At 50.4% G+C, this 11,258-nt stretch carries 15 protein-coding genes; 7 read left to right on the top strand and 8 right to left on the bottom strand.

All coding sequences use genetic code 11. The features are described 5' to 3' along the window. Positions 1-83 precede the first annotated feature (83 nt). The 7 genes from I2B62_RS18075 to I2B62_RS18045 all read left to right on the top strand — a co-directional run bounded on the left by I2B62_RS18075 (position 84) and on the right by I2B62_RS18045 (position 4,897). A complete protein-coding gene (locus I2B62_RS18075) occupies positions 84-383 on the top strand; it encodes a DUF3795 domain-containing protein (RefSeq protein WP_195270434.1) in 300 nt (99 codons plus the stop codon). Then, entirely contained in the window at positions 380-808 is a 429-nt protein-coding gene (locus I2B62_RS18070; RefSeq protein WP_195270433.1) for a GNAT family N-acetyltransferase, read from the top strand. Before I2B62_RS18075 ends, I2B62_RS18070 begins: the two co-directional genes overlap by 4 nt. A 119-nt stretch (positions 809-927) precedes the next feature. Then, positions 928-1,509, top strand: coding sequence for a 4'-phosphopantetheinyl transferase superfamily protein (locus tag I2B62_RS18065; RefSeq protein ID WP_195270432.1), 582 nt, complete (start codon positions 928-930; stop codon positions 1,507-1,509). A 9-nt stretch (positions 1,510-1,518) separates the two neighbouring features. Continuing rightward, positions 1,519-2,250: an AzlC family ABC transporter permease gene (locus I2B62_RS18060; RefSeq protein WP_195270431.1), complete on the top strand. Its 732-nt coding sequence runs from the start codon at positions 1,519-1,521 to the stop codon at positions 2,248-2,250. Continuing rightward, positions 2,247-2,564 carry an AzlD domain-containing protein gene (locus tag I2B62_RS18055; RefSeq protein WP_195270430.1) on the top strand — a complete coding sequence of 106 codons (318 nt, stop codon included), beginning with the start codon at positions 2,247-2,249 and terminating at the stop codon, positions 2,562-2,564. Before I2B62_RS18060 ends, I2B62_RS18055 begins: the two co-directional genes overlap by 4 nt. A gap of 57 nt (positions 2,565-2,621) precedes the next feature. Further along, complete coding sequence (locus I2B62_RS18050) at positions 2,622-3,419, top strand: MerR family transcriptional regulator (RefSeq protein WP_195270429.1); 798 nt, start codon at positions 2,622-2,624, stop codon at positions 3,417-3,419. Between the two features lie 164 nt (positions 3,420-3,583). Beyond that, positions 3,584-4,897, top strand: a complete 1,314-nt coding sequence (locus I2B62_RS18045; protein ID WP_195270428.1) for an MATE family efflux transporter — start codon at positions 3,584-3,586, stop codon at positions 4,895-4,897. Positions 4,898-4,965: 68 nt separating this feature from the next. Here the strand turns inward: I2B62_RS18045 and hisIE are convergent, their stop codons facing one another. Genes hisIE through hisG form a run of 8 tightly spaced genes read right to left on the bottom strand, consistent with a single transcriptional unit; the run spans position 4,966 to position 11,258 of the window. Continuing rightward, entirely contained in the window at positions 4,966-5,589 is a 624-nt protein-coding gene (gene hisIE / locus I2B62_RS18040; protein WP_195270427.1) for a bifunctional phosphoribosyl-AMP cyclohydrolase/phosphoribosyl-ATP diphosphatase HisIE, read from the bottom strand. A gap of 16 nt (positions 5,590-5,605) precedes the next feature. Next, positions 5,606-6,361: an imidazole glycerol phosphate synthase subunit HisF gene (hisF, locus tag I2B62_RS18035; protein ID WP_195270426.1), complete on the bottom strand. Its 756-nt coding sequence runs from the start codon at positions 6,359-6,361 to the stop codon at positions 5,606-5,608. 1 nt (position 6,362) lies between these two features. Then, a complete protein-coding gene (gene hisA, locus I2B62_RS18030) occupies positions 6,363-7,076 on the bottom strand; it encodes a 1-(5-phosphoribosyl)-5-[(5-phosphoribosylamino)methylideneamino]imidazole-4-carboxamide isomerase (protein WP_195270425.1) in 714 nt (237 codons plus the stop codon). Beyond that, positions 7,073-7,681, bottom strand: a complete 609-nt coding sequence (gene hisH, locus I2B62_RS18025) for an imidazole glycerol phosphate synthase subunit HisH (protein ID WP_195270424.1) — start codon at positions 7,679-7,681, stop codon at positions 7,073-7,075. Before hisH ends, hisA begins: the two co-directional genes overlap by 4 nt. After that, the gene (gene hisB / locus I2B62_RS18020; protein WP_195270423.1) at positions 7,678-8,265 is read right to left on the bottom strand and encodes an imidazoleglycerol-phosphate dehydratase HisB; all 588 of its coding nucleotides are present in this window, start codon (positions 8,263-8,265) and stop codon (positions 7,678-7,680) included. Before hisB ends, hisH begins: the two co-directional genes overlap by 4 nt. A gap of 1 nt (position 8,266) precedes the next feature. Further along, positions 8,267-9,319 carry a histidinol-phosphate transaminase gene (hisC, locus tag I2B62_RS18015; RefSeq protein ID WP_195270422.1) on the bottom strand — a complete coding sequence of 351 codons (1,053 nt, stop codon included), beginning with the start codon at positions 9,317-9,319 and terminating at the stop codon, positions 8,267-8,269. Positions 9,320-9,330: 11 nt separating this feature from the next. Then, positions 9,331-10,617, bottom strand: coding sequence for a histidinol dehydrogenase (gene hisD, locus I2B62_RS18010; RefSeq protein ID WP_195270421.1), 1,287 nt, complete (start codon positions 10,615-10,617; stop codon positions 9,331-9,333). Positions 10,618-10,628: 11 nt separating this feature from the next. Next, on the bottom strand, positions 10,629-11,258 hold the full coding sequence (gene hisG, locus I2B62_RS18005) for an ATP phosphoribosyltransferase (protein ID WP_195270420.1): 630 nt from the start codon (positions 11,256-11,258) through the stop codon (positions 10,629-10,631).

Here is an 11,258-nt window from a genome sequence, read left to right as displayed (position 1 = left end):
GGGGGATTGACAGAAGCCTTTAATTCCGTTATGCTGAATTTAAAGAAGTCGCTGGTTTCATTAATCTTTAAGGAGGGAATACCATGAAAAAAATTATCAGCTGCTGTGGTGTTGTCTGTACAGAATGCGAGTATTACCCCGAAATCTGCGCAGGTTGTCCGTCCATTGAGGGGAAAGCCTTCTGGCTAAAGTATACCGGCGGGATAATTTGTGATATTTATAAATGCTGTGTTCTCGAAAAGAAGCTGCCTCATTGTGGAAATTGTGAAGCGCTGCCCTGCCCCCACTATTTTAACACGCCGGACCCTACCAAGACGCCGGCGGAAAACGAAGCGGACTTTAAAAAACAGATGAATCAGCTCAGGAGGATGAAACCGTCATGAAGATAAGACAAATGCAGCTGTCGGATATGCCGGAGCTTGCCCGGCTTTATTACCAGTTTTGGAGAGAGGCCTCAGATGTTGAAGCGATGGAACGCCAGTTCAGGCGTCTTGAAAAAGCAGACACCCATATTTTCCTGTGTGCGGAAGAAAACAACCAGCTCATCGGCTCAGTCATGGGCATAATCTGCGGGGAGCTTTACGGAGACTGCCGCCCTTTTATGGTGCTGGAAAATATGATTGTGGATAAAGGCAGCCGTGAAAACGGGGTAGGAAAAGCGCTGCTGCAGGAGCTTGAAAAACAGGCAAAAGAGCGGCAGTGCACCCAGATCATTTTGGTAACGGAAAAGAACCGGAAAGCCGCCTGCTGCTTTTACGAAGCGAATGGCTTTCAGATAAATAATACAGGGTATAAGAAGAAATTGTAGGAGACAGCAGATACCGTCTTGGAATAAAGATTAATTTAGGGGATTCCCTGAAAATAGAATTGAGTTACAGTCAAAAAATGCGTATAATAGTAGTGTTATCACCTTTTGGAGGAAAATCCATGATTGATGTGTACACGCTGGATACGCATTTTTTTTCGCTTACAGGAAAAACAGTGCATGTCGAGGTGCTCTTAAATAAAATTTTTGAGAAAAAGAAACTGCCAACACCAGTAAAGATCGAAAAGAACCGTTATGGAAAGCCTTTTTTAAAGCAATATCCCGGTCTGCATTTTAACGGCTCCCACTCAGGCGATTATCTGGTGTGCGCGGTGTCCGAAAAGCCAGTGGGCGTCGATGTGCAGCGGATCGACAAGACTAAACAGATGATGCCCCTTGCGCGGCGCTTTATGGCGCCTGAGGAGATTCGCAGTCTGGAAAGCCTGGAGAATGATGCCCGGACGAGAGCTTTTTACAGGCTGTGGGCGCAGAAGGAAAGCTATATGAAATACCGGGGGCTGGGTTTTGCCCTGCCGCTGAGCGCTTTTGAAATACAGGAAAAATCAGGGGAATATCTGATACTCGATGCGAACTGCCAAGCCGGCGGTGTTTTTTTAAGACGTCTGGAATTGTCTCCGGATTATGAGCTTTGGGTATGCGGCGAGGAGCCTGCGGTACAGAAAATTGAATTTGGAGTTTTATGAGGAGTAGGAATGGAAAAGACAGAAGAGACGATCATCATTAACAACAGCTTCGTAAAGGGATTACAGGATGGGATTCCCATTGGACTGGGCTATTTGTCGGTGGCTTTTACCTTTGGGATGATGGCTGTTACCCAGGGCCTGCCTGCCTGGTCTGCGGTACTCATATCCATGACCAATCTGACCTCTGCCGGGCAGTTTGCCGGATTGGATTTGATTGTGCTCGGTGCGCCTTTTGTGGAGATGGCACTGACCCAGCTGATCATCAATCTGCGCTATGCGCTTATGTCCCTGTCATTGTCCCAGAAGCTGGAGGACTCTGTTAACACACTGGAGCGCTGTCTGATCGCCTTTGGCAACACCGATGAGATCTTTGCCGTGAGCAGCGGACAGCCTGGAAAGCTGGGGAAATGGTATATGTTTGGCCTGATGGTGATGCCGTATATCGGCTGGTCCGGCGGTACTCTGATCGGCGCGGCGGCCAGCACCATTCTGCCGGAATTCATACGCTCTGCTCTGGGAATCGCCATTTACGGGATGTTTATCGCCATTATCATACCGCCGGCCAGAAAGAAAAAATCGGTCAGAACGGTATTGGTCTTTGCGGTGGTATTGAGCTGCATTTTTACTTTTGCCCCTGTTCTGAACCAGGTATCAACAGGCTTTACCATCATCATCTGCACCATTGCGGCGTCGGCCTTTGGCGCCTGGCTCTTTCCCATCAGCGAGGAGGAAGAAATATGACCACCACTACGTTGTTAATCTATATTCTGGTTATGGCGGGCGTCACCTATTTAATCCGTGTGCTGCCGCTGGCCCTGTTTAAAAAGAAAATAGAAAGTAAATTTGTAAAATCCTTTCTTTATTATGTGCCCTACGCGGTGCTTGGAACCATGACTTTTCCGGCGATTTTTTATTCTACCGGAAGCCTGTACTCGGCCACTGCGGGGCTGATCGCCGCCATTTTACTGGCCATGAAGGAAAAAGGCCTGGTCACCGTGGCTGTGTTTGCCTGTGTTGCGGTGCTGGTCGTGGAGGCAGTGCTGGGATATCTGTAAAAAGGAATTGACTTTCCTTTGCGGGGAAGGCCGCAGGATAAATATGAGGTGAGAATTATGTACAGAATCAGTGAATTTTCTAAAATAACCAATTTAACGGTTAAGGCGCTGCGCTATTATGACGAGCAGGGAATCCTGGTGCCGTCCAATCGGGACAGCCAGAATGGATACCGTTATTACAGCGAGGAGGATTTCAAACGGGCACAGCTGGTTGCGCTGCTCCGTTCCTTTGACTTTTCTATCTCGGAGCTTCGGGACGTTATGGAAAATTTTGATGAGGATACCGATCTGGCCTATTTTCTGGAAGAAAAAAAGGCCATGATCGAGAATAAAATTGAAAAGGAAAAAGCGCTGCTGAAAAAAATATCCCTCTATATCGAGCCGGCCGGTCAGGAGGAAAGCCATATGCAGCACAAAATTAAAATAAAACGTCTGGAGCCTGTAATGGTCGCATCCATCCGTTATCAAGGGCTTTACAGCGAGGTCGGAAAATATATTGCCAGAATTTACAAGGCGGCAAAGGGCAGCGCTGATGGTATTCCCTTTAACCTGTATTACAACGAGGCTTATCAGGAAAAAGCGGATATAGAAATCTGCGTGCCGGTTAAACGCTATGTCGAAGCTGCGGGGATTGAGTGTAAAACCCTTCCGGCGCTAGAGCGGGCTGTTTCAACCATACACCAGGGAAGCTACAGCCAGTTTAATCACGCCTACAAGGCGCTGCTGGATTATTCCAAGGCGCAGGATTTAAAGCTGTTGACGCCATCCCGGGAAATATACATAAAAGGGCCGGGCGCTATTTTTAAGGGAAATGAAAACAAATACGTGACGGAGATCATCATCCCTTTTGAGTAAGCTGCTTATTTTATATTGACATTCTAAAAGCCTTTTGCTAAAATAAAGGCGTTCATCGGAGGGGGTACAATCTGTGAGATTGAGACGCTGGATAAGATGGTTGATACCATTTTATCCGGCTTTTTTTCGTTTCCGGGAATATTAGAGATTAGAGGAGCAGTATAATGGATTTACTAAAAGGGAATCTGAAAAAGATATACTTTAAATACCTGTTCGCGTCCTTTGGCAGCGCGCTGATTGTATCGGTCTACTCGCTGGTGGACTGCGTAATGGTAGGGCAGTATGAGGGGCCAAACGGCGTGGCTGCACTGGCGACGGTTGCACCTGTCTGGAATATTATTTACAGCCTGGGCCTGCTGTTTGGTATCGGCGGCTCTGTTTTGATGAGCGCGGCCAAGGGGGCGGGAGACGAGCGCCGGGGAAACAGCTTTTATACAATGGCTTTTATCGGTGTCACCGCCGCCGCCATTCTTTCCTGGCTGGGCATCATTTTCTTTCAGGATGCACTGCTGCGCCTGTTCGGCGCGGATGATCTGCTTCTGGGACTGGCGGGGCAGTATCTTTTCTGGATAAAATTTGTGGCGCCGCTGTTTGTGCTCGGACAGTTTTTTGCTGCCTTCATACGAAACGATAATGCGCCGGCAACCGCCACGATGGCTGTTATGGCCGGAGGCATTTTTAACATTATCGGCGATTATGTTTTTGTGTTTGTTTGTGATATGGGCATCAGCGGTGCGGGACTGGCGACGGCTCTGGGACAGGTGCTGTCAATTTTTATTTTGTGCAGTCACTTTTTCAGTAAGAACTGCCGGCTCAGGTTTGAGCGGCCCGAAGGCTTCAGTCAAATGACGCAGCAGATTGTGGTCACAGGGTTTTCCACCTTTTTCATTGACATTGCCATGGGGATTTTGTCCATGATGTTCAACAACCAGATTATGAAATACAGCGGCAGCCCGGCGCTGGCGGTTTATGGGGTTATTATCAATGTCAACACCCTGGTGCAGGCCTGTGCCTACGGCGTGGGACAGGCAGCCCAGCCCATTGTCTCCATGAACTACGGCGCAGGGCAGGGCGAACGTATCCGGAAGACGCTGCGGCTGAGCCTGGCCACGGTCACAGTGTTGAGTATTCTCTGGACAACCCTGACCATGGCCCTGCCAGAGCCGCTCATCCGTCTTTTTATGAGCCCGACGCCGGAGGTGCTGGCCATTGCGCCGGATATCATGCGGAAGTATTTTATTTCCTTCCTGCTGCTGACCTATAATATTTATTCGACCTATTATTTCCAGGCCATCATGAAGCCGAAGGCGTCCTTTGCTGTGTCGGTCCTGCGCGGAATGGTGGTGAGCGGGCTGCTGATTTACACACTGCCGGCTCTGTTTGGCGCGGAAGCGCTGTGGCTTGCGATGCCCATTACAGAGATGATCATCGCGGTTATGGTCGCAGTTTTGATGCGGCGTTATAACAAAAGCCTTTGAGCCACCTGGCCCAAGCAAAAAATTAAAAAGAACCTGAAACTAAAAATTCAGGTTCTTTTTAGCAGGATTTATTTATGACGTTTCGTCAATTCTACAAATAAATCGTCAAAGGTTACGCCCTGATTGTTTAATAAAACCGTCAGGTGGTAAAGCAAGTCTGAGGCTTCATAGGTGAGCTCTTCCTTTGAATTGTTTTTGGCGGCGATGATGGTCTCAGCAGATTCTTCACCGATCTTTTTACAGATTTTGTCAACGCCTTCCCGGAAGAGGTAGTTGGTGTAGGAGCCTTCCACCGGGTTTTCCCGGCGGTCCTGCACCTGGTCGGCCAGTTTATGGATAATATCCATGTTTCCTGTGACTTTTTCTTCGTTGGTGTATAAGTTACGGTAGAAGCAGGAAGTCTCGCCTGTGTGGCAGGCAGGACCCTTTGGAAGTACCTGTACGAGCAGTGTGTCGGCATCACAGTCATAGTCGATGGCAACGACCTCCTGATAATTGCCGGAGGTTTCGCCTTTTGTCCACAGTTCCTTGCGGCTGCGGCTCCAGAAGGTGGCTTTTCCGGTTTCCAGAGTTTTGTCCAGGGCTTCCTTGTTCATATAAGCCACCATGAGTACCTGACGGGTGTAATAGTCCTGAAGGACTGCCGGGATCAGGCCATGGTGGTTAAATTTCAGTTCGATATCAGTATTCATTTTTTTCTCCTCGATTTTATTTTCTTACCGCAATGCCTTCGCCGGCCAGGTAGGCCTTGAGCTCAGGGATGGGTATCTCTTTATAATGGAAAACAGAAGCGGCTAAGGCAGCGTCGGCACCAGCCTTCAAGACTTCTGAAAAATGGGCCTTTTCACCTGCGCCGCCGGAGGCGATGACGGGAATGGTCAGAATTTCAGACAGTCTGCGGTTGAGCTCAAGGTCATACCCGTGCTTTACGCCGTCGGTGTCAATGGAGTTAATGCAGATTTCGCCCGCGCCCAGCTCCTGGCCGCGTTTTGCCCATTCGATGGCGTCAATACCGGTGTTTTCACGGCCGCCCTTCACATAAACATCCCAGGAGCCCTTTTCGTTGCGTTTTGCGTCGATGGAGAGCACTACGCACTGGTTGCCGAATTTAAGCGCCGCGTCGCGGATCAGCTGCGGATTTTTAACGGCGCTGGAATTGACAGAGACCTTATCTGCTCCGGCCATGAGCACCTTGCGGAAGTCTTCTACCCGGCTGATGCCCCCGCCGATGGTAAAGGGAATGCGGACCGCTTCGGCCACCTTCTCCACAGTATGGATAAAAATATCCCGCTCCTCGTAGGAAGCGGTAATATCGTAGAATACCAGCTCGTCCGCTCCCTGTTCGGAGTAATAGCGGCCCAGCTCTACGGGATCGGCCACGTCCTGTATATCCTTGAATTTTTTCCCCTTGACCACCCGTCCGTGATCCACGTCCAGGCAGGGGATAATACGTTTAGTCAGCATTTCAGCATTCTCCTTTTAGATAGGCGGCCAGGTCGATGGTGCCCTCATACAGGGCTTTGCCGGTAATAGCGCCGTAAAGGTTCATTTCCTCCAGTTTTTTGAGATGCTCGGCAGTCGCGATGCCGCCGGAGGCGATGATGTCCATGTTCAGATGTAGATTGAGGACATTCAGCATGTCGAAGTTGGGGCCGCTCATCATACCGTCCTTGGAAATATCGGTGTACACGAGAGTGGACAGGCCAAGGCGTTCCAGCTTTGCGGCCAGCTCCAGGGCTTCGATGTTGCTGCTTTCCACCCAGCCCTCAGTGCAGACAATACCGTCCTTGGCGTCGATGGAAACACAGACCTTTTCGTCGTACAGGGCCAGAAGCTTTTCGATAAAGCCAAGATCCTTGACGGCCTGTGTCCCGATGATAATGCGGCTGACGCCAATGTCCATGTACATTTTCGCGATTTCTTCGTCGCGGATACCGCCGCCGAGTTCAACCGGGATGTTAAGGGCTTTGACGATATCCTTGACGACCTCCAGATTCTGGGGCTTGCCGTCAAAAGCACCGTCAAGGTCTACCAGGTGCAGGTATTCTGCGCCTTCGGCCTCCCAGCGCCTGGCGACCTCCACAGGATTGTCGAAATAAATGGTTTCGTCGTCCTTAACGCCCTGTTTCAGGCGGACGCATTTTCCGTTTTTAATATCAATGGCGGGGAAGATGATCATTTGAGATTCTCCTTAAAATTCATGAGTAGTTGCGTTCCGACCTTTGAGCTCTTTTCAGGGTGAAACTGCATGCCGATGACGTTCTCTTTTCGTACAATGCCAGGCACCTTAACAGAATAGCTGGCATAGGCGACCACGTCGTCAAAGTTTTTGGGCTGTGCGTAGTAAGAATGGACAAAGTAGACGTAATCCTCGCCGCCGATGCCCCGGACCAGCGGATCGTCGCGGTGGATAATGAGATTGTTCCAGCCCATGTGCGGGATTTTGAGCTCCGGCGCGTCAAATTTGACGATCTCTCCAGGAATGTAGCCAAGGCCTGTCCATTCACCGTCCTCGTAGCTTTTGTCAAACAGAATCTGCATGCCCAGGCAGATCCCCATGAGGGTCTTGCCGGACCGCACATTTTTGTCCAGACAGTCGATGAGGTCAAACTGCCTGAGGTGATCCATGGCATCGCTGAAAGCACCAACCCCTGGAAGGATAATGGCCTCGGCGTTGTCCAGGACCTTTGGGTCACGGGTGATTACGCCCTCCAGCTCCACATCCTTTAATGCGGTGTAGACATTTTTTAAATTGCCCACGTCATAATCAATGATTGCGATCATTCCAAAACTCCTTTTGTGCTCGGCACACCCTTAACATTGGGGTCGATGGTTACTGCCTGTTTCAGGGTTCGGCCAAAGCATTTGAAAATCCCTTCCACAATATGGTGGTTGTTGCGGCCATAAAGAGAGGCCACGTGGATGGTCATTTTGCTGTTGTTTGTAAAGGCGATGAAAAATTCTTCCAGCATCTCGGTTTCAAATTCACCGATGTACTCTCTGGTGAGCGGCACGTCGTAAACCAGATAAGGCCGGCCGCTGATGTCAATACAGATACGGCACAGAGCCTCATCCATTGGGGTGAACTGGAAGGCGTAGCGGGTGATGCCGGCTTTGTCTCCAAGGGCCTCGGCAAAGGCTTTGCCAAGCAGAATGCCGATATCCTCCAGCACATGGTGGTTATCTACTGCGTCGCCGGCTGCCTTCAGGGTTAAGTCGAAGCGGCCGTGCTTGGTAAACAGGGTCAGCATATGGTCAAAGAAGCCAACGCCTGTGGAGACGTCACACTGCCCGGTACCATCGAGGTTTAAGGTCAGCTCAATGTCGGTTTCAAAGGTTTTTCTTGTTAATGTGATTATTCTTTCCATCTTATAATACCTGCTTCAATATTTCAAGTACTTTCCGGTTTTCCTCCGGGGTGCCGATCGACAGCCGGATGCTGGCCGGCATATCTGGGCGGCCCTTAAAGAATTTGATGAGGATACCGTTTTTTTTCATGGCTTCATAAATCGCCTCGCCTTTTCCGGTTTCAAAGTAAATGAAGTTGGAGGCGGTGGGGCAAAGCGAATCCAGCGGCATATCCCGCAGTGCCTTATACATTTTATGGCGTTCTGCGTTCAGGGTTTTCAGCCGGTCGAGAAGCTTTTCTCTGTTTTTGAGGGCGATAACGGCCGCCTTCTGGGTGAGCACGTTGAGATTATAAGGCGATTTCACCTTATACATCACATCGATAAGCGCTTTGCTTCCAAGGCAGTAGCCGCAGCGGATGCCCGCCAGGCCAAAGGCCTTGGAAAGTGTCCTTAAGACCAGAAGATTCGGATAATTTTCGACCAGGTCTGCATGGGTGCTGCCCTTAAATTCCATATAGGCTTCATCCAGAATGACTAAGGCGTTGGTCTCCTCAAGAATCTGGACAATGTCGTAGCGCGGGAACAGGTAGCCGGTGGGATTGTTGGGGTTACAGAGGTAGACCAGCTTGGCGTCATTTTCCTTGGCGGCGGAGATTATGCCCTCCACATCAGGGATGTGGCCATCTTTATCCGGCACGCCCACAAACGTTCCGTCAGCGATGGCTGTCCAGATCTGGTACATGGCAAAGGATGGGGTATGGGTGATGACGGTATCTCCGGGATTCACGAAAGACTGGTTGATCATGGCGATGAGCTCGTCTGAGCCCGAGCCGCAGATGATCTGGTCAGCCGGCGCGCCGGTATAGTCTGAAAGCTCAGCCAGAAGTTCTGGAAAGCAGGCCTCCGGATAGCGGTTCAGCGGTGTTTTCATAATCTCGTCACAGAGCTCTTTTTTCAGCGCTTCAGGAAAATCCCAGGGGTTTTCATTGGCGTTGAGAATAATGTCATACTGCGGGGCTTCGACCTTGTAGGCTTCAAGATCCTTAACACATTTACGGGCAAAGTTTTTCATGGCGGACTCCTTTACTTGTTTTCATAGCGGCGCTCAACGGATTTTGCATGGGCGTCAAGCCCTTCGGAGCGGGCAAAGGCAGCGATTTTTGTATAAACCTTTTCCAAGGCTTCCTCGGAATAGGAGAGTATACTGGATTTTTTCATGAAATCATAGACGCCAAGGGGTGATGAGAATTTAGCGGTACCGGAGGTGGGCAGTGTGTGGTTTGGCCCTGCAAAGTAATCTCCAAGCGGCTCAGGGGTATAACTTCCCAGAAAGATGGCGCCTGCGTTGCGGACACGTTCCAGATACTGCATGGGCTCAGGCAGAAGTATTTCCATATGCTCCGGCGCGATGGCGTTGGAGAGCTCAAAGGCCTGGTCCAGATTTTCTGCCACAAAAACAAAGCCGTAGTTGTCCACCGATTTGCGGGCGATTTCCTTACGCCCCAGGTCAGCCTCAATCTGGTGGTAAACCTCGCTGACAACTTTTTCGCCAAAAGCGGCGTCGGTGGTGACCAGAATCGGCATGGCCATTTCATCATGCTCGGCCTGCGAGAGCAGGTCAGCGGCAGCGTAAACGGGATTGGCCGTTCCATCAGCCAGGATCAATACCTCGCTGGGGCCTGCGATCATATCGATGGCGACTTTGCCAAAAACTTCTTTCTTGGCGGTAGCCACATAAATATTTCCAGGGCCTACAATTTTATTCACAGGCGTTATGCTTTCAGTTCCATAGGCCAGCGCGGCGATGGCCTGCGCGCCGCCCACCTTGTAGATTTCATGAACACCGGCAATTCTGGCAGCAGCCAGAATGTTCGGATTGATCTTTCCATCCCTGCCGGGCGGGGTTACCATGACCAGGGAATCGACACCGGCGACAATGGCCGGGATGCTGTCCATCAGCACGGTGGAGGGATAGGCGGCTTTACCGCCGGGCACATAAAGACCGACCCTCTCCAGCGGTGTGATGTGCTGCCCGAGGGTAATGCCCGGACCGGGATTGTACATCCAGGTTTCTTCCTTTTGTTTTTCATGAAAAGCGCGGATATTTCCTGCCGCTTCTTCAATAATAGCGGCCATTTCCGGTCCCACCAGCTCAAAGGCTTCCTGGATTTCAGTGTCGGTAACGCGCAGGGCTTCCAGGCGGCAGCCGTCAAATTTTTCAGTGTAGTCTATGAGCGCCGCGTCGCCCCGGGCTTTGACAGTATCAATGATTTCCAGAACCCGGCTGCGGATTTCCTGGTTTTCGCCCTCGTCACGCTTGAGCAGTGTGTCGAGATTATCAATGCTTTCATTATAGGTGTAAGTTTTCATGGGGATTCTCCTTAATTGATCGAAAGGTTGGCTTCAAACCTTTCAATAATCGGGTCAATCATGGCGCCCTTGGTTTTCAGGCTGACTTTGTTGACAATGAGCCGTGAGCTGATGTCGCAGATTTCCTCCAGCACCACCAGGCCGTTTTCACGCAGGGTGCTGCCGCTTTCCACAATATCGACAATGCAGTCTGACAGGCCTAAAAGCGGGGCCAGCTCCACAGAACCGTTGATTTTGATCAGATCGACAGGCTCGTCCTTGCCGTTAAAATAATTTTTGGCAATGGCCGGGTACTTTGTTCCCACCACCAGCTTTTTGCCAAACTGGGGCTTGGAGTCCTTAAAGCCGGCAACGCACATTTTGCACTGGCCGATGTCCAGATTCAAGAGCTCGTAGACGTTGGCCGGATGCTCCATTAAAACGTCCCGGCCCACAATGCCGATATCCGCCGCGCCTTTTTCCACATAGGTGGGGACGTCAGGGGATTTTACCAGGAAAAACTCGATGGCGCCGGTGGTGTCCTGAAAAATGAGCTTTCGGCTTTTTTCGTCATAGTCCTCAAAAATATATCCGATTTTTTGTAAAAGGTCGATGGCCTTTCTGGCCACTCGGCCCTTGGCTAAAGCTAAACGTATCTGCAT

Source organism: Eubacterium sp. 1001713B170207_170306_E7 (assembly GCF_015547515.1).
Taxonomy (GTDB): domain Bacteria; phylum Bacillota; class Clostridia; order Eubacteriales; family Eubacteriaceae; genus Eubacterium.
The sequence above is the reverse complement of the archived record's forward strand: the minus strand, read 5'-3'. Positions and strand labels throughout refer to the sequence as shown.